A 17,497-nucleotide genomic window follows, 5' to 3' on the forward strand; every position below is an offset into this window, starting at 1 on the left:
CCGACTTTTCGACTCAATTGGGAAATGGGGATCAATGCGCTTTTGGCACGCTACCGCCATGCCGTTTCACCGCGGTCAGCGGGGCCTAACAGGGGGAATTCCGAGCCTTGAGAGAGCAGCTTAGTGCTGCAAAAGGCTTAACGGACAGGTGCATTTTGCCACACCGTCATGACTTTGACAAATGTTTTGGCCGAACTTCAGCCGACCTTGCGCAAATTGGCCGGTGCAACCCGCACCTGCACTTGCTTGGAGAGCAGTTCGATCAACACCATGACGCGGCGCTCGCCATCGGCCATTTGATAAATGCCTTCAATGCCGGCAAAGGGCGCTTCGGTCAGACGGACGCGTTCACCCGGTTTGAACAGGCGCTCTGGCTCAGCATGCACCAAGGCCTCCTGCGCCCGCAGGGTTTCGACCAGGCTTTCGGTCACCTTGGCCGGCTCCACCCCAAAGCTGACCAGCCGACTGACGCCCTTGGTCGAACGGATGGGTGCCCAGCTGGGGGCTGAATACCCCTAGCCCAGGCGAATGAAGAGGTAACGTGGGAACAGGGGTTCGTCCGTCACCGTCAGCACGCCCTGGCGGAGTTTTGCGGATGGGAGGGTGGGCAGGTAGCACTGAAACCCTTGGCGCAGGAGGTTGTCCAGGGCACACTTCTCCTGCCTAGGCTTGGTATGAACGAGATACCAGTGCATGACCACCTCCGAAGGTTATTTTTATTGTCAACATTTTACTCTTCGGTGCTGCGATGCGGCAATGCAAAGTGGCAATGGATCTGTCCTATTACGCCATCGTTATTCAGCCCCCTTCTGATCCGATACATCGTTCTCAGGCGGCTCTTCAAATTCGCCATCGGCCTCTAGTTGCTGCTGCACGGCTTCTTCCATACTGACGGCGTTCACCACCAGTTCGAAATGCTCGAGAATTTCGAGCTCGTGCCGGGTGATGTAACTTTTGACGGCATCGTTGCCGAGCAGCTTGGTCAAGTAGCCTTTGGCGACGACCAAATTCAGCAGGTCGGACCCGTAGTTTTCTTCGGCATCCTTGTACTGGGTCTGGACCTGGCTCATTTCCTTCTCCAGTTTGACGATCTGCTCAATGGGTGCCAGTTGCAGGTCGCGCTCGGTGGGTTTGAAGTCGGTACGCTGCTCCGGAGGCGTGGCTTTGAGCAAGGCATCGGCATGCGCCACGGTGATGGTGTTGCTCGCCACCATCAATTCCACCGCCTCCACCTGCCGGGCGGCCTTCATGTTGCGCAGCACCCAGGTCACGTCCGGGGTGAACTGTTTGTCCTGCAACCGGGCAAATGCCTTCGAGCAGGTTGATGCGCCGGTTGATGGAACTCAGGTTCACGCCAAAGGCCCGGGCCAGACGCTCCTTACTGACGCCGCGATCGATTGCGCGGCGGATCATGTAGTGTTCCTGGATGGTGGAGAGGCGGTTGATGCGGTGGTTGTAGGTGTAGGTCTCGTCGTCCTTGGCCAGCAGGCAAGGAGCCTCATGCACGCCGAGATCTTTCAGTGCCAGGACGCGCAGATGACCATCGAGCAGGATGAATTCCGACTTGGCCGGGTCATGCTGGATCACGGATAGGGGTTCGATCAGCCCGATTTCGTGAATGGAGGAGACGACCTGCTTGTATTTGCGGGTGCTCATCACCCCATCGGGGATGCACCCGAAGGGCTGGAGGGAACCGGAAGACAGCGTTTGGCCTGTTTCCTGGAGCGCAGCGATCGCGAGGAATGACCATGGGGCAGGGGAGGAAACTGGCCAGACGCTGTTGCGTCACCCGGTGCCCCTGCCAGGTCAGCCAATCCTGCGGACGGCCGCGACAGGCGTGGCCCCGAGACAGAAGCGGGGCTGACCGTGAAAACCGAACGTCCCGTCGTCAACCGGAGCACGGACCAGCCGCCCTGCCCCTGGCAGAAACGCGCTCGCCCGTGCCGTGTTCTTCAACCGGCTGGGCGAAATCCGCGACCACAGCTTTGAGCAACAGGGCTACCGGACCAGCGGCCTCAATCTGGTCACCGCAGCTGTCGTGCTGTGGAACACAGTCTACCTGGAACGCGCAACGCATGCCCTGCGTGGTCGCGGTCAAGCCGTCGACAACGCCCTGTTGCAGTACCTGTCGCCGCTGGTCTGGGAGCACATCAGCCTGACCGGCGATTACCTCTGGCGCAGCCGCGTCAAGATCGGCACTGGCAAGTTCAGGCCGCTACGACCACTGAAACCGGCTTAGCGTGCTTTATTTTCCCTTTTCTGAGACGACCCCTTCAATACCAAGGATGAGCTGCAGGCACGCTGGGCCCGACGCCTGTGCCACCGGAACATTGACCTGCCCCGGCACACGCTGCCATCGCCGCAGGCCTTTGCAACCGCCGCTATGGCCGGCATGGGCTGGAGGTTGCATCCACAGGCGCTGATTGCCGAACATCTTGAGGAAGGTTCCCTTGAGGAGCTGGTGCCCGACACCCCGCTGGATGTACCGCTGTACTGGCAACAGGCCCGGGCGGCGTCAACCGTTCTGGATGACCTGACCCGCCACATTATAGCCGCAGCACGGACAACCCTGCTTCCACCCTGAAAGCGTTTTTAAGGGTCTGAATGCACAAGGGCCCGACCTGTTATGGCCGGGCCTTTGGATATTATGGTGGAGCTGAGCGGGATCGAACTCAAAACCGCTCTTATGGCAAACGAGCAGCAGTGCGGACAATCCAGTTCGTAATGCGGATTGATTGTGTTACCTACCATCGTGCGTGAGGGCTAACTCGTCCCGACCACGCTGTAATCGTCTCTTAAAAAGCCGAGTAGCTACGCTGAGAACGATCAATGGAACTGCTGAAGAAATGATCGTCTGCCCCCTGAACCAGAAAGATACAGCTACCGCAGCACAGGTCAAAATGATCAGCCAAATAGAATAATTACTTATATTACGCTGCATAGATATTTTAACTGCACCGACAAAACCAGCCTTTGATGCGAAAGTGGTATAGATACCAACAATCAATAAACACAAAAAAATACCGGTTTCTTTCAAATTATTAAGAAACTCCAGAAATGGAAACTGATTCGCAATAACCGCAAAACCCCCAATAATTAGATACCAGTTAAATCCAAGAATTATTCTATTCAGAGGATGACCCCGTGAGAAAAATATGGACAACGCAAGCTGCAAAATGGCTGCAGAACCACCCCATATAAATGCATTCAACCAATCAGCAGCTTGATGTTTTCCATTTAGAAATGCAACCTTGAGAAAAACAGTCAGCGGAAAGAATTGGAGTAAGAAACTTCCAACGCTGAAAATTACCTTCATTGGACACCTGCATGTTGTTTATCAATTGCAAAAGACAACAATGCTAAACGTCGCTTATCAAGAGACATGACAACATCTACCCAAGATTCAAGCCCTGAATGAAAATCCGCGCGGGATAGCTGGGCGGCAGATTTTCGAATACAGGACATAGTTTGATGCGAGCGTAATGCGCCATACCGTTTTTTAATCCATTTCATGATGACCTGTTCGCCCTGTCCCTTGTCCGCAACAACATCAATCAACCCCATGTTTGCGAGTTCTTCAGTGGAGAAGTTGCGGCCCGAGTGGCACAGATCCTCATAATCGTGCTTATTTAAGCGCCGTGCCAGCACTGGCAGTACGCCCATTCCAAGAAAAATACCCAACTGAATTTCAGGAAAACAAAATTCGGAATGGCGCTCTGCAACGATGTAATCGCAAGCGACAGCCGCTTCGAGACCTCCCCCAATGCACTTTCCTTGCACTAAGGCGACAGTGGTGACACCCTTTTCAAAACCGCTGTACAAGGTATACATCATATCAGCTGATTGCTTTGCGTAAGACAATAAGGCATCTCTATCTCCCGATACAATCATTTGCTTAAAAAACTCAAGATCTCCGCCCAAATTGAATATATTGCCTCGGCGTGACCGAAGCACAAAATAACGGAGCAGATCGGCGGCCGCAAATGTGCGATTACTTATAGTTGATACGCCATATTCCATATCACGCAATAAAGCAAGGCTAAAGTAAGGAGGACATTTCTCTTGCCACAATAACCACAGAATGCCATATTTTTCTTCAAAATCGACCGCGTTAATGATCCGAGATAGGAAAATGGTGCATCGCGCCCCCAAACTAAATCTTATTAAAAAAAATCTTTTATAGATAAAAAAATTCGTCCATCAATCTTACTGGAGCCATATTCACTTAGTTTCGAACCATAAAATCTATCAATACCAATTCGGAAGTCATCAGCCTTGCTAATGTCCCAATTGAGAGCGCCACGCACAAAGCTACTGGAATCGTCTAGGTTGCGAACCCATGTTATTTCACATTTTAGGGCGTCGTATAACGGAATATCACCGATTCTGACAAATGCAGAATTTCTCCGCAGCCCAAGTGTACTCAACAAAGTTCCTGCCAAGCGAGGATTACCTTGACCAGAAATCAATGAGTTTGCAATCCCTGCATATTCCTTGTCTGAAAACCCATTATCGTTACGCCAATATTCGGCGGTAAAGGTAATGCCGCCGCCCGTGGTGTATTGACCACCTATGACAACATCAGTAATCCATCGGTTGTCATCCTCTGCCACGCCAACCACAACGTCATTTCTCGATAACAGTGGGCTTTGCCGATCACGGCCCTTACGTAAGCGTAAGCAGTCACATTTTCTCCTAGGACAGTGGAAATATTCATACCTAGAGACGGGCGGTCAGCATAATATGCGATAAAAGAAATATCCGTAGAAAGAAAATTCAAATTGCTATTCATCTGTAACATCGCTCGAATACGCTTACTATCCCTGTCAGGAGCCACCAGCAAGGACTGTAGGCTGTAGGATTGCCCAAAATATGACCACCCCATCATATCATCGCCTTCTATTTCAGCTCGCCGATCATCATCGGTTAATGTACGGTCTTGGTGCTTACTCCGATTAAAAAAATCTGATGGATTTCTGCCTATTGCTACTCCGTTAACAATTTTGCGCCAACCCAAGAAAGTAAAAGAACTGGGTGACAGCCGACGCTCCCAATATAATTCATCTACATAAGCGGATGCTTCACTGACGCTATTATTCGTTGCGTGCGTCAATAATGGTCGCAATTGAATATTCAGCAGATCATTGTCAAGCTTCAATTTCGACTTGAGCAGTGCGTTGCCAGACAAGAGGTTAGTGCTACTTCCGTCGCCACTTTGATTCCGCAGCGAACGCAAGCTTATATAGCCGGAAGTTTCAATCTGAGACGCTTCGGAGCTCTGATTTGGATCAGCGGCCAAGCCAATATTTGGCTTAAAAATAAGCAATAGTAATATCCATCTGCGCACATATATCCTGCTAATTTGCAAGCCTCCCTAAATACGATGGCTGGTAATACTCTTCCGGCGTGTTCTGAATTTTAAATCCTGAATAACTCAGAGTTGCTTTGATTGTCGGATTGATGGAATCGGAAATTTGAAGAATCGTAGGCCGCTCCTTCCCAAGCACGTTCTGGTACCCAGAATACTTAATGGTGCGAATCAATTTTCCGGAAAGCGAAAAGAAATCAGCTCTCAAAGGGTGTAGATTCTTTTCGGCAATCCATAAATGAATGCGCTGATAAGGGGCGCTACTTTTCTGAGCGTGCAAATCAAGTTTTAGAGCGGATAAATCATCGAGGCGCTGTTTTTCAATGCTGTCCGCAGTGTAATCAAGGCTGAATACTACTCGAGAAACATCGGCATTCGATACCGCACCTATAAGCTGTTGCTGCGGCGAGATGCGCACCGGGCGGCTGGTACCAGGAATGTAGATCCACATATTGGCACCATCCAGTAGTAATGCACGGCCACGCTGTTTAACTGGCTGTCTGTACAACACCAAGCTTTTAGTGCTGTTGCGCACAAATACTTCAAATTCACTTTCGTTTTCCGAAGAAGATGTTTGCGACTGCAACTTGACGGTAAATAAAAAATTATCAGATGGCGAACGGATTGCATCAACTTTTTCCAAGATAGATGCCGCATCCATCTCTTGTGCAAAGACGGAAGAGAGCGTTGTTAACACAACAGCTATTAATGAGCAGAAGATGGATTTGAGAGGATTCATGTGTAGTGAAGAGCCTTGATAATGTCAATACGAGAGGCTAGCCACGCTGGATAGAACGACGACAGCGTAGATGCCATCCAAGCTGTGACAAAAGCGTACAGGCAAGCTTCTGAGCTCAGCTTGATCAGAGCAGTGTAGCCCGACGACATGCCAGGTGGAGCGGGTACCAAAATACCACCAGTTTGGTTGATGCCCCAAACTAGGAGTACACCGACCGACAGCCCTAGCAAGCCGCCAATGAGACCGATCAGAGCCCCCTCGCAGATAAACATTTTGACAATGCCGGCGCGTGTTTGACCAATAGCACGCAATGCTCCAATTTCCTAGAAACGCTCAAAAGCAGACATACTCATGGTGTTCGAAATGCTAAGAAAAACAACAGATCCCAGAATAATAGAAGTCAATTTAAAGATGCTTGCATACAGATTGACTACGCCACGATAAAAATCAGCCAAATCAAGCCAAGACTTGTATTCAAGGTCTGGGTGAGTGGCCATAGCCTGTTCAACCAGAATCTGAATTAATGGCATTTGATTTGTATCTTTGGTAAGCACCAGAATTTTTTCTACTTTAGTGGTGTTAAACAGGCGCTGAAGTAACGACAACAGAACTTTTACGTACACGTTATCATAGTCCTTCGACGCCGTCCTAACGGTTCCAACCACAGAGCAGTCGATTGCATTGATAGTGCAACCAATAGTTGTTCTAAGGATAGTCAAATTTGCATTCTCAGATACATTCAATCCCTTAGCCAACCCCGCACCAATGACACAACCATATGGAGTATCTAGGTCTAATTGCATGCCAGCAATGACTGTTTCGAATGCCGCGAAATCATCTTCGCGCTCAGGCATCACACCTACTAAACGTGCAGAGAGCGAAGTCTCACCGGCGCTGATCAAGCCAGAGCCGGTCAAGCGCCAAGTTGTTGTATTAACCAGTGGTGATTTTCTGATGTCGCGTTCAATGCTCGCTGGATCAGAAATTAGAAAGCGTTCGGGAAGTCCAGCGCCTTGGTCAAAATATCCTTTTTTAGCAATCTGCAGATGGCCGAGCTGGGTACGGATAGTCGTTTCTCTTAAACCTTCGAAGGAAAAGGCAATGAATCCACCAAAAACAATAATTGCGGCCGAAGCAGCGATTATAGAGAGGAAGGTGATAGAAGTACGACTGCTTGTTCCGGAAAATATTCCTGAGGGCGATATTGAATGTGTTCATCAAGTCATCGCTCCATCTTCAAGATGAAACTTTTTATGCGCGAAAGCAGAAACCTTTGGGTCATGTGTAGAAAAAATAAACGCAGTATTCATTTCCTTATTTAGATCCGACATCAACGCCAAGATATCAGTTGCAGTATGACTATCAAGATTAGCTGTCGGTTTGTCAGCCAAGACAAAATCGGGTGAAGCAATAAGCGCACGGGCAATAGCAACGCGGTGCTGATACCGGCGTGACGCACACCTAAGGCAGCATAGATGGCAGGCCCACCAATGATTGTTGCGCCTGCAGTGGTCATCCGCATTGATAAACCAGCCACTACGGCTGGTCGCTTAGCAAGAGGCGTGTTGCGTAAATCCAAGGACATATTTTCCTCTGCCAGGTAGTCGGCAACTCAACACAGCCTTACCAGGCGCGTTCACAAAGAGGTGGTGTAAGGCATACGGAACAAGAGGTGCCGAAAATAGCGTAGCGCTACTTTCGATATCTATTTCAAGTGTGGTGGCGCCCGTCCATTCTTCAGGCAACACTTGCGCCATGCCTTCTACCGAGTTACCGCAAAGCGCCAGTTGCCAGTCACCCGCAGAGTTCGGAACCCCACTTAAGACCAGCCCGGCAGCACTGTCTATCCATGGACGCTGATCACCTAACGCTGCGAGTGCGCTGCATTGAATCTGACAGACTTCCTCCGCGCCAATGATTAAGAAATAATCAGAACGCTGATGCGCGAATGACAGATGCGCATACTCAATCGCTGCACATACGCCAAATATTCCATCCTGAAAGGCAATAGCGGCCGCATGCGTGTCGAAGACCGCCGAGGTCTGGGTAGTGATGGCGCTAGGAATAGAGCTAGGCAACAACAAAGTATCAGTTTTATCCCAGCCTTTGCGTAATCCAACAGCTTCGAATTCCCAAGCAATAGGGGTAATTGCAGAGCTGGACGCAACGGCTACACCAACGCGGTGACCATGATAATTTTCCCGATCAGAAACTGTCTCAAGTAATTGCTTGCCGAGTAACGCCGCAAAGACTGTGGCTTTCGCAGCTGAACGCGCTCTCGCCACTCCGCTGCTGCGCATTACAGGCAAGGAAATGTCGGTCGGACAGGTAACTGGCGTTTCATCTTTCAGCCGATAGCCGCCAACGCCGTCGAAGTCGAAGGAATTCGCCAAGCCAGCCCAAGTGGAACGAGTGGCGACACACCCGGAGTGATCCTGTTTGCGAGTCCAACCGATGGCGTGGACGTAAGGGCCATTTATAAGCCGATCCGGTTTCGAGACACCGGGCACGGCGGCACGCGGCTTTCACCCTCTCAAAAACCACACTTGAAACCGTGTCGGTTCTTGGTGATGTTTGCGATGAGTTTTGAGGGAGATGTCATGCTGATCGGCTACGCCCGCGTTTCGACGCGAGACCAGACCACAGAGCTACAGACAGAGGCGTTGTCGGCAGCCGGTTGCGAGCGCGTGTTCGAGGACCAGACCAGTGGCAGCCGTGAAGACCGCCCCGGCCTTTCCAGCGCCCTGAATTACCTGCGCCCCGGTGATACGTTGGTGGTGTGGAAGCTGGACCGTCTGGGCCGGACCGTAAAACAGCTTGTGCACCTGGTTGACAGCCTTCAGGCGCGTGGCATCCACTTCCGCAGCCTGACCGATGGCATAGACACCGGAAGCCCGGCAGGCCGGTTCTTCTTCCATATCATGGCCAGCCTTGCCGAGATGGAGCGCGACCTGATTGCCGAGAGAACCCGGGCCGGACTGGACGCCGCCCGGAAAGCCGGACGGAAAGGGGGCAGGCCCGCAAAGATGACCCCCGGCAAGATCACGGCGGCGCGGAAACTTCTGGAGACCGGCACGCCCGCCCGCACCGTTGCCGAGAGTCTCGGCGTGTCACCCGCTACACTGTACCGCTGGCTGCCTGCTCAGACGGCTTAGCGTGCTTTTTTCTATTTTCTTAGACAATCTAAGATTGAAATTTCAGAAAAAATAAACGTCTACTTGCATTTAATAGGAGAATTAAGACTGCCGCCTTGGTATAGTTGGATGACGCTAGTTATGATGGAAAAAGATTATGAGTGCAGCAGTTACCAGATACAATAGCGCATCTAACGTATCGGCCAGTGGGCAGGAAGCGGTTGATTCGCTGCTCCATGGGAAGTTCTGGTCTTCCGACGGTGCTCCGAGAAAGCCATTAGAACTGACATACAGCTTCGTATCTCCCGAATATGAGCACGTAACAACACACTGGCAGGAGGGTTTGGCTCTCGATCCCTCCTTTATTACAGATGGTCTACGGTCATCGATTGCCGGAATATTCAAACAAATTGAAGACTTTACCCGTCTTTCATTCACGGAAAAAAAGGGAGGCGGGGAGCCTGGACGAATTTTGATCGGTGCCAGCAAAACCATGGATGAGGCCGCTCTTCTGGATGCGGCTGCTTATGCCGAATTTCCAGACACCAATGATATAGCTGGCTCAGTCTGGTTTAATCCTTGGTACAATACTGTCAGAACAGATGGATCACCGGGAAGCCAGTTACATCTGACTGCCATGCACGAAATCGGCCACACCTTGGGGCTGAAGCATACGCATGATGAAAGCGAAATCGATAAAGACAACTTTCCTGTGACACAGGAGTACGACTCTGTAGCTTACTCGGTCATGTCATACAAGCCCATGATCGGTGGCGAAGATACTGGCGGCTTCAAGTCCACGCCGCTGACTTACATGCTCAATGACATGGCCGCGTTGCAGTACCTGTACGGGAAGAACATGACAACGCGTACCGGAGACAACCGGTATGACTTTGCCGGCAAGACCTATGTTTATGAAACCATCTGGGATGCGGGCGGCAATGATACGGTCAGCTGGAGCGGACGGGACACGTCTGCGAACATTGACCTGACACCAGGCACCCTGTCGTTCTTTGGCGGCGTTGATACCAAATCCGATCCGGCAGCTTGGGACAAGGACAGCGGAATCCTGGGTATTGCCTACGACACCCATATCGAGAATGCAGAGGGTGGGAACGGTCACGATATCCTGCGCGGCAACGATGGGAACAACCTGTTGCAGGGTGGACGGGGTAATGACCTCCTTGAAGGAAGAGGCGGGGCAGACCACCTGACAGGTGGTGCCGGTGCGGATGTGTTTGTCTGGCGCGATATCGCTCATTCCGGGCCAGAAACTGCCGAGCGAGATACGGTCCATGACTTCAGCCCTGCCGATCATGACCGCCTGGATTTCTCGGCACTGGATGCCAATACGGGCATGCAGGGACACCAAGCCCTGACATTCAGTGACCAGACACCACGCCCTTTTTCATTGTGGTACAAGTCCGATGATACTGGGTTAACAGTCTTTGCCGATACGTCCGGGGACACGAGAGAGGATTTCTCCGTGCGTCTGAACGGTGTAACCACACTCTCCGCCGAAAATCTGATTCTGGATACAGCGAGGGTTACCGCAATACCCCCTGATAACCCCGTAAGAGAGGATACTATACCTCACAATGAAGGTGTTGAAGGCGCTGTTTATAAAAGTAACTTTGCCACTGGCCCGGTAACGATAACACTGGGTATGAACGAGCCAACTCCTGTTCTTGTTAATGGCGTCCAGGTTGCTGAGATCATTGATTATAATCACTTGGCTGGGGGCGCTTTTGATGATCACCTGACAGGCAATGATCTTAACAACATTTTCCGTTCCAGTGGTGGCCATGACACCATCGATGGCCAAGGGGGCTGCGACTATATGGACTATGGTGAAGAACAGGGACATATCGTCGTGACGCTGGCTGATGGCGGCCAGAGTTCCGTCGTTCGTGTCAATGGTACTGACAAAGATACCTTGAAGAATATTGAGGCCATCATTGGTGGGGATGGAGATGACAGAATAACGGGCAATGACGGTAACAATATCCTGCTGGGTAACGCAGGCAATGATATCCTGAAGGGCGGTGCAGGCGATGATGCCCTGCATGGTGGCGATGGTGATGACCATTTGGATGGAGGCCCCGGCAATGACTTCCTGGCCGGGGGAGCGGGAAAAGACACTGTCAGCTATGCCAGCTATACGGACTCACTTGATGTAAAGTTGCGTGGCGAAACTTGGGGAACCGTGTCTATTGGTACCGGCGAGAAAGATTATCTTCATTCTATTGAAATTTTTGTTGCTGGCAGCGGTGATGACAAGTTGCGTGTTGAGCAACTGACATCAACCCTGTCCGGTGGTGCGGGTGCGGATACATTCAGTTACAATGGGTCATCTACTTCTGGTACGATCATAGGAGGTTGGCACCAGATACTGGATTTCAATGCCGCTGAAGGCGATCGAATTGATCTCTCTCATCTGAGCCAAGGCCTGTTAGTTAATCATTTCAGCAACACGGGACCAGCCAGAAACGCTATCTGGGCAGAGCCACTTGGCAAAGACCTGTTTTTGCGTATTGAAGCTACAGGTGACGATACTCCCGACTTCTCAATCCTGTTACAGAACACCTCTTCTTTATCTGCGTCAGATTTTACTTTTTCGTAATATTTTGACATGAAGCTAGCCACTGTTCCCGATTCTATCGGGAACAGTGGTGCCTATGCCCGAGTTGACTTTGATTGCCGAGAGTCTGGGTGTGTCACCCGCTACACTGTACCATTGGCTGCCTGCTCAGACGGTTTAGTGGGGTTTCTTTTCCCTTTTCTGAGACGCCCCCTTGTTCAGCCGAATCCGAGATATCCGCCGGCGTTAGACTGAGCATCAGGAGCCTACCACCTTCTTCCCGGCGTCATATCCACGGGCCTTAGTAGCGGGCGCCTTGACCGACTGGCTGTCGATGACACCGCCACTCGGGCTCGTTTCGCGGCACTGCCGTTCGCGGTCGATCATCAACGTGATATCGTGGATGGTGCCGAACAGAAAGCGCCGCATCAGCGGTTCAGAATCACCAATACACGGTCTGCCAAGGTGAAAAATCTCGGGGTAGCATTCGCCAGCCGCAGCCTGTTCGAACCAGGTACCGGATGGTATTAAGCGCTTCGCGTAAATCCACCTTCCGCTGACGGCCCCGTCGCGCCACCGGCGGCAGTAAATCTCTGATATAATTCCATTCGTCGTCGGTTAGATCGGTCGGATAGCGTGTCAGCTTCCGCTCGATTGCGCTACGCGAGCGCGGGTTTTTCGCGTCCACATTCCGAGCTTGAATCACGACAGCCCGCGTCGCTCCAAGCATTTTCAAACGATCTCTTAGATCGCAGGCTGCGCCCTGACCGGCCGTCCTTCCAGAAGGTCTACGCCATAACGGCGAATCATGACCTTGGCAATCACAAGGGAGACTATCGCGGTCAGGGCAGTAATGCCGCCCAGAATCAGATGCGACGGCAAAGGCAAAGCAAGAGCCACGGCACTGGTTGCTGCAGCCCATAACATCTGTGTTGTTCCAAGGACGGCTGAGGCTTTACCGCTTCCCCGCTCGAAAGGCTGCATGGCCAAGCCACGGGCCGGTCCCATAAGGCCGGAGAAGCCAATACAAATCAGGGCAACAGGCCCCATAAACAGAGCAACATGGCGTACATCCGGCCATATACTCAGGCACAGTATCAGAAGGATCCCACCCCCAAGCATCAGCAAGGCGGACAGGCGCAAAACTGCCAGAGGTCCCTTTCGGGCGATCAGACGGGAAAAGGCAATACACACCAGACTGATCAAGCCGGCATTTGAGGCAAACAGTGCCCCGAACTCCAAGCTGGAAAGACCGTATCCTTCCATCAAAGTATAAGGAATAAGAGTGACGTAGGACAAAACAACACCCAGCCCCATGCAGCAACATACAGAGAATCCGAGAAAAACAGGACTGGTCCACGGTAGTGTTTGGGCATGTGTGCCACCGTCCTCAATCCTTTTCGGTGTTGTTTCTGGCATGCGCCATGCGAGCCAGGTTGTCAGAAAAATTCCGAAACCTGTCAGGACAACAAAGCAGCTGCGCCACGAGAACCATGCGGTTAGTATCCCGCCAATGAGCGGAGCGGCAAAAGGAACTGCATTCAGAACCCCCATCAGAATGCTGTATTCACGCGCAGCATCTTTCCCGCTGTAACAGTCGCGTACCATTGCCGTTGCACACACAGCGGCCGAGCTTGCCATAATGCCTTGTAGTAGACGCAGCCCCAGAAACTCCGACAACCCTTCAGAGAAAACAATCAGCAGAGACAGCAACGCAAACAGGGAGCATCCCCAGATGGCAACAGGACGACGGCCTATCCGATCCGAAAGCGGACCCCATACAAGCTGCCCCAACCCAAGCCCTGCCAAATACATGCTTATAGACAACGATGCTTGCGATCCAAGATCTTCAGCAATCTGTGGCACCGCCGGCAGGTAGATATCTACACCCAAGGGGCTGAGCATAATCAGGGCACGAGCCGCCAGTATGGCAGGTCGTCCAATATGTGAATTTTGGGGAGAAGTCACAGACATGCCTGCTTTATTAAACGACGCGCGGGGAATAGAGCAAACAAGGCCTTGCCGTTTGTCACAAAGGAGCAGGAGCCTATCATGCCTGGACCGGTAGGGAAACAAGCGTACGGAAATCTTTTTTCTCGTAATATGTGCTTATCGACCGCCCATCCCAAACGTAGCACAAGTGCCTCTCTTGACGACAATCTGACAGGACACATGGACGGAACGCGGCAATGCATTCACCGCCACGATGCCGCACGCTATTATAGACCAAGCCATTCTCGCCCTGTGCACGCAGCGTACCCGCTATCGCCTGTGAGGCGGCGTAGCTGTCCGGATCATACAGGCCCGGATGAGTCTTTTGGCACCCCCTCAGGTCGATCATATCGGCAGAGACCGTGACGACATAGGCTCGCATATCCAGCTCCATCGGGGGCTGCCGTGTTGCTCCCATAAAACGGGATCGATGATAGCTGGTTTCCTTGATCGCTGTTTCTAAGGCATATGCTGCATAGAAAACGCCATAGGATGATGTTGCAAAACGGCTCCCCTCAGGATTGAGATGGGTAAATGCGGCCATAATCACGCTTGTTCCCGGCCCGCTGATCCGGTCTTGTGGGGGAACTAGGCGAATATCACCAACGGCATCACGCAAACGGGGGTTGGTCATGCACTCAAGCTCGATGACAGCTTCTAGGTCAGAAGGATCTGTAACACGCTCAAACAGATTAACAGGAGGGAACCGGCTGGGGATAATCCGCCATCCAGGATTCCATTCAACGCGACAGACTGGAAAGGTCATGCCCACCCACCACGCTGGGAATCCAGGTACTGCCGGACAACAAACAGGTCAGAGACCTGGCCAGACAGCATCCGCTCCAGTGCGGACTGGCCATTGAACACGGGTGCCATATTGGGGCACCGAATCCATTGATCCGCAGCTCCTGTATCAGTGAGAAGGATCTGTAATGCCTTGTAGATACCCAGAATATAGGAGATCCGTTCCAAGGTATCCTTGGGCAAGGCTGAGACATGTCCCTTTTTCCATTTAAAAAAGGTGGATCGTGCCTGTACCCCCAACAAAATCATGCACTCCTCAACCGATAATCTCCATAGGTCCGCAATCCGGAAGAATGTACGCAAGGCAGGGCCCGCAAGATCACGGCGATTGGTGGCCGGTTCAGCACAAGGAATCGGGACCATCTCAAAGCTCCATATAAAGATTTTATTACATAATAGTCCATATATAGACCTTTTTAAAGGAGAATAACTGATCATAAAACGGTTAATGAGTGTATTTATTCCGCACCGTGAATGAACAAATCAAGAACATTTCGAAGCCTGAATACTGAAAAAGCTCGGATACACCTGAGACGATGGAAAAAGCGCCAGCAGAAATCATTGCGCCCCCATGTCATGAGAAGGGCACAAGCCCGGCCTGATCTTGAGGATTAACCCGCCGGGACAACCCGTTCCTGTCTGGGTGAAAGGCCATGCCGCTATGGCTGCCCCCTTCATCCTTTGACGCCATGGCAGAGGCCCTTATGACGTACCAAGAAGTTACCATCACCGACGCGGGTCGTCGTTCGATCATCAATGCGACCGGGACGAACCCGGTCAAGATTACCCGCGCCGCTCTTGGCAGCGAACAGTACACCCCCGACCCGTCCCAGACACGGCTGCGCAGCGTGGCGCCGAAATACCTGTCCAGCCTGTCCGGCGAGGTTGTCAACGGCGACACCATCCACCTAACTATCACCGATGCCTCCGACGACGCCTATCGTGTGGCGGAACTGGGCCTGTTCACCGAAGACAACATCTTGCTCGCCGTTTACAGCCAGCCCGATGGCGCGTTCATGGAAAAGGCCGCTGGCTCCACCCTTCTACTGTCGGTCGATATCGCCCTGCACAGCCTGAGCACCACCAGCATCAGCTTTGGCGACACCCGCTTTAGCAACCCTCCGGCCAGTGAAACGGTCAAGGGCGTGGTGCTGCTGGCATCGCCCGAGGATGTGGAAAGCGGCACCGACACCACCAAGGCGGTCACGCCATCAGGCCTGAAGAAGGCTCTGGATGCGAAGGCGTTTGCCCTGGCCAATGCGCTGAAGCCGGCCGATATCCTGGATGCCTCAGAGGAGCACAAGGGCCTGGTGGAGCTGGCCACCACCGCCGAGGCCATGGCTGGGACTGATGCGACCCGTGCGGTTACGCCGGCAGGCTTGCGCCGGACCGTGGACGACAAGGCCGCAACCGTAAAGGCCGACCTGGAGCAAGCCTTCGCCGCCGCCGATGCCACCCTCAAGGCTCAAATCGAGAACACAATCACCCAAACCGCAAAAAACATAAAAGAAGAGGTGGGGGCCGCCACTGAAAACACCCTTGGCATCGTCCGGCTGGCAACAGCGGATGAAATCAAGGCCGGGACGAACACGGAAAAGGCGGTCACGCCGGCTGCGCTGGCCCAGGCTTTTCCGGCCCCGGTGGGCAGCGTGATCATGCATGCCGGGCGGACACCCCCGCCATCTTACCTTGTATGCGATGGACAAACATTGTCACGAACAGACTATGCACAACTGTTCGCAGTGATCGGAACCACGTTCGGAAGTGGTAACGGCCGGACAACCTTCTCCCTGCCAGACCTCCGCGGTGAATTCCTGCGCGGTTGGGATGGAGGAAGAGGTGCCGATCCGGGGCGGACGTTCGGAAGCTGGCAGAAAGGCTCATTGATCGCCGGGAATGAGAACACTGATGTACAGGTGCATGCATTCGAAGCCGTATCTCGAAGCCGGGATGGCTTGGGATGGGACAGGCCCAGCATATCCCATTACTCGGGTCGGTCTACCTACGCCCATACAAACATCGTGCAAGCAGGCGGGCTTTATACCGAAGACCACTACGGCGTCACCCGCCCCCGCAACGTCGCCCTCCTCCCCTGTATCCGCTATCAATGAGGTTTATGATGCCTTACACAATCTATCGCACAATCGATAACATTTATGTTGGTGAAGCCATTCTTGATGACAGCCACCGCAATCCACTTTCACCCGATAACTGGCTGATCCCCGCCGGGTGCGTCACCGTCCCGCCGCCTGCGCTGGCCGAGGGCGAACAGGCCCGCTGGGATCAGGATACCTGGGTGATTGAGGCCATTCCGAAAGAAGAACCGATAACAATCACCCCCCCCCACAGCTGCCTTGGTCAAGGAGACAGCTTGGCACTACCTTCTCAAGACCGACTGGTACATCGTACGACAGTTGGAAACCGGCAAGGCCATCCCTGAGTCAGTGACTGCCCTCCGCGCCGCTATCCGTACCCGGTGCGATAGACTGGAGGCTATGGATCCCATCCCCAACGATTACTACGACGATAAATACTGGCCACAGGAACAACCGGACGGACATTAACACGACAGACCGCTACAGGATGACCTAAACACACGATCAGGCAGGACTACCTTTCCATAAGGTAGTCCTGTTTCTTCGTCTGCACCGGAAAAAACAAAACATATTTTTGAAAACTTTATGACGAACTTAAGCCATTTTTCTATATAATAAACAATGTACTGATCTCTTGTTATGAATGGCAGGAACACTCGTTCGTTCATGCTAGGAACAACAAGATTAGTAACACAGGCGAAGGTGCGTCAGAAAGAGGCACCCCTGCGCCATATACACGAAACGCTACATAGCATTTTATTACTTATTGCAAGGAAATCTTAC

General features: G+C 52.3%; 18 protein-coding genes and 4 pseudogenes. 6 read left to right on the plus strand and 16 right to left on the minus strand.

From position 1 onward, the window contains the following. Positions 1–197: 197 nt before the first annotated feature. The 4 genes and pseudogenes from AY555_RS12205 to AY555_RS11900 form a co-directional block, all read right to left on the minus strand. Positions 198–431 (minus strand): hypothetical protein, encoded by a 234-nt coding sequence (locus AY555_RS12205; RefSeq protein WP_209315867.1) that lies wholly within the window; start codon positions 429–431, stop codon positions 198–200. An 84-nt stretch (positions 432–515) separates the two neighbouring features. Then, the gene (locus tag AY555_RS12210; RefSeq protein ID WP_209315868.1) at positions 516–695 is read right to left on the minus strand and encodes a transcription termination/antitermination NusG family protein; all 180 of its coding nucleotides are present in this window, start codon (positions 693–695) and stop codon (positions 516–518) included. A 99-nt stretch (positions 696–794) separates the two neighbouring features. Next, positions 795–1,656: pseudogene (locus AY555_RS12380) on the minus strand (plasmid partitioning protein RepB C-terminal domain-containing protein). Continuing rightward, the gene (locus tag AY555_RS11900; protein WP_156483422.1) at positions 1,656–1,901 is read right to left on the minus strand and encodes a hypothetical protein; all 246 of its coding nucleotides are present in this window, start codon (positions 1,899–1,901) and stop codon (positions 1,656–1,658) included. The pseudogene AY555_RS12380 and the gene AY555_RS11900 overlap by 1 nt, the downstream one beginning before the upstream one ends. 23 nt (positions 1,902–1,924) lie before the next feature. Here AY555_RS11900 and AY555_RS11030 point away from each other — a divergent pair. Both AY555_RS11030 and AY555_RS11685 read left to right on the plus strand, forming a co-directional pair. Beyond that, a pseudogene (locus tag AY555_RS11030) lies at positions 1,925–2,239 on the plus strand (Tn3 family transposase); the annotation flags it as partial. 33 nt (positions 2,240–2,272) lie between these two features. Continuing rightward, positions 2,273–2,584: pseudogene (locus AY555_RS11685) on the plus strand (ArgP/LysG family DNA-binding transcriptional regulator); the annotation flags it as partial. 156 nt (positions 2,585–2,740) lie between these two features. Here the strand turns inward: AY555_RS11685 and AY555_RS11040 are convergent. From AY555_RS11040 to AY555_RS11070, 8 genes are all read right to left on the minus strand, one after another. Then, the gene (locus AY555_RS11040; protein WP_066137282.1) at positions 2,741–3,316 is read right to left on the minus strand and encodes a hypothetical protein; all 576 of its coding nucleotides are present in this window, start codon (positions 3,314–3,316) and stop codon (positions 2,741–2,743) included. Further along, the gene (locus tag AY555_RS11045) at positions 3,313–4,152 is read right to left on the minus strand and encodes a crotonase/enoyl-CoA hydratase family protein (RefSeq protein ID WP_167798493.1); all 840 of its coding nucleotides are present in this window, start codon (positions 4,150–4,152) and stop codon (positions 3,313–3,315) included. The genes AY555_RS11040 and AY555_RS11045 overlap by 4 nt, the downstream gene beginning before the upstream one ends. A gap of 11 nt (positions 4,153–4,163) precedes the next feature. Continuing rightward, a complete protein-coding gene (locus AY555_RS11905) occupies positions 4,164–4,613 on the minus strand; it encodes a hypothetical protein (protein WP_156483424.1) in 450 nt (149 codons plus the stop codon). Beyond that, complete coding sequence (locus tag AY555_RS11050; RefSeq protein ID WP_156483425.1) at positions 4,571–5,326, minus strand: hypothetical protein; 756 nt, start codon at positions 5,324–5,326, stop codon at positions 4,571–4,573. Before AY555_RS11050 ends, AY555_RS11905 begins: the two co-directional genes overlap by 43 nt. Before the next feature lie 31 nt (positions 5,327–5,357). Next, positions 5,358–6,107: an outer membrane lipoprotein-sorting protein gene (locus AY555_RS11055; protein ID WP_082812185.1), complete on the minus strand. Its 750-nt coding sequence runs from the start codon at positions 6,105–6,107 to the stop codon at positions 5,358–5,360. Beyond that, a complete protein-coding gene (locus AY555_RS11060; RefSeq protein WP_167798494.1) occupies positions 6,104–6,418 on the minus strand; it encodes an FtsX-like permease family protein in 315 nt (104 codons plus the stop codon). The genes AY555_RS11055 and AY555_RS11060 overlap by 4 nt, the downstream gene beginning before the upstream one ends. 12 nt (positions 6,419–6,430) lie before the next feature. Then, positions 6,431–7,312 (minus strand): ABC transporter permease, encoded by an 882-nt coding sequence (locus tag AY555_RS11690; RefSeq protein ID WP_082812189.1) that lies wholly within the window; start codon positions 7,310–7,312, stop codon positions 6,431–6,433. A gap of 345 nt (positions 7,313–7,657) precedes the next feature. Next, entirely contained in the window at positions 7,658–8,500 is an 843-nt protein-coding gene (locus AY555_RS11070; RefSeq protein WP_066137293.1) for a hypothetical protein, read from the minus strand. A gap of 207 nt (positions 8,501–8,707) precedes the next feature. Between AY555_RS11070 and AY555_RS11075 the strand changes: the two genes are divergently transcribed. After that, positions 8,708–9,262 carry a recombinase family protein gene (locus AY555_RS11075; RefSeq protein WP_066137392.1) on the plus strand — a complete coding sequence of 185 codons (555 nt, stop codon included), beginning with the start codon at positions 8,708–8,710 and terminating at the stop codon, positions 9,260–9,262. 136 nt (positions 9,263–9,398) lie between these two features. After that, entirely contained in the window at positions 9,399–11,864 is a 2,466-nt protein-coding gene (locus AY555_RS11080) for a M10 family metallopeptidase C-terminal domain-containing protein (RefSeq protein WP_066137294.1), read from the plus strand. A 178-nt stretch (positions 11,865–12,042) separates the two neighbouring features. Here the strand turns inward: AY555_RS11080 and AY555_RS11695 are convergent. From AY555_RS11695 to AY555_RS11095, 4 genes and pseudogenes are all read right to left on the minus strand, one after another. Further along, positions 12,043–12,512 (minus strand): annotated as a pseudogene (locus AY555_RS11695) (transposase); the annotation flags it as partial. A gap of 54 nt (positions 12,513–12,566) precedes the next feature. After that, positions 12,567–13,790: a multidrug effflux MFS transporter gene (locus AY555_RS11085; protein WP_167798500.1), complete on the minus strand. Its 1,224-nt coding sequence runs from the start codon at positions 13,788–13,790 to the stop codon at positions 12,567–12,569. An 82-nt stretch (positions 13,791–13,872) separates the two neighbouring features. After that, positions 13,873–14,580, minus strand: coding sequence for an RES family NAD+ phosphorylase (locus tag AY555_RS11090; RefSeq protein ID WP_066137297.1), 708 nt, complete (start codon positions 14,578–14,580; stop codon positions 13,873–13,875). After that, positions 14,577–14,981: an MbcA/ParS/Xre antitoxin family protein gene (locus tag AY555_RS11095; RefSeq protein ID WP_066137299.1), complete on the minus strand. Its 405-nt coding sequence runs from the start codon at positions 14,979–14,981 to the stop codon at positions 14,577–14,579. The genes AY555_RS11090 and AY555_RS11095 overlap by 4 nt, the downstream gene beginning before the upstream one ends. Before the next feature lie 290 nt (positions 14,982–15,271). On the opposite strand from AY555_RS11095, the gene AY555_RS11100 reads away from it, so the two are divergent. Continuing rightward, on the plus strand, positions 15,272–16,729 hold the full coding sequence (locus tag AY555_RS11100; RefSeq protein WP_066137301.1) for a phage tail protein: 1,458 nt from the start codon (positions 15,272–15,274) through the stop codon (positions 16,727–16,729). A gap of 5 nt (positions 16,730–16,734) precedes the next feature. After that, positions 16,735–17,058 (plus strand): hypothetical protein, encoded by a 324-nt coding sequence (locus tag AY555_RS11105; RefSeq protein ID WP_156483426.1) that lies wholly within the window; start codon positions 16,735–16,737, stop codon positions 17,056–17,058. Positions 17,059–17,497 lie beyond the last annotated feature (439 nt).

Origin of the sequence: Haematospirillum jordaniae (genome assembly GCF_001611975.1) — a bacterium.
GTDB lineage: Bacteria > Pseudomonadota > Alphaproteobacteria > Rhodospirillales > Rhodospirillaceae > Haematospirillum > Haematospirillum jordaniae.

What these genes read in the sequence shown, in the direction of transcription:
- AY555_RS12210 (WP_209315868.1), bottom strand. Translation starts at nt 695, where the DNA reads ATGCACTGGTATCTCGTTCATACCAAGCCTAGGCAGGAGAAGTGTGCC.
- AY555_RS11090 (WP_066137297.1), bottom strand. Translation starts at nt 14,580, where the DNA reads ATGACCTTTCCAGTCTGTCGCGTTGAATGGAATCCTGGATGGCGGATT.
- AY555_RS11080 (WP_066137294.1), top strand. Translation starts at nt 9,399, where the DNA reads ATGAGTGCAGCAGTTACCAGATACAATAGCGCATCTAACGTATCGGCC.
- AY555_RS11100 (WP_066137301.1), top strand. Translation starts at nt 15,272, where the DNA reads ATGCCGCTATGGCTGCCCCCTTCATCCTTTGACGCCATGGCAGAGGCC.
- AY555_RS11105 (WP_156483426.1), top strand. Translation starts at nt 16,735, where the DNA reads ATGATGCCTTACACAATCTATCGCACAATCGATAACATTTATGTTGGT.
- AY555_RS11095 (WP_066137299.1), bottom strand. Translation starts at nt 14,981, where the DNA reads ATGGTCCCGATTCCTTGTGCTGAACCGGCCACCAATCGCCGTGATCTT.
- AY555_RS11040 (WP_066137282.1), bottom strand. Translation starts at nt 3,316, where the DNA reads ATGAAGGTAATTTTCAGCGTTGGAAGTTTCTTACTCCAATTCTTTCCG.
- AY555_RS11075 (WP_066137392.1), top strand. Translation starts at nt 8,708, where the DNA reads ATGCTGATCGGCTACGCCCGCGTTTCGACGCGAGACCAGACCACAGAG.
- AY555_RS11055 (WP_082812185.1), bottom strand. Translation starts at nt 6,107, where the DNA reads ATGAATCCTCTCAAATCCATCTTCTGCTCATTAATAGCTGTTGTGTTA.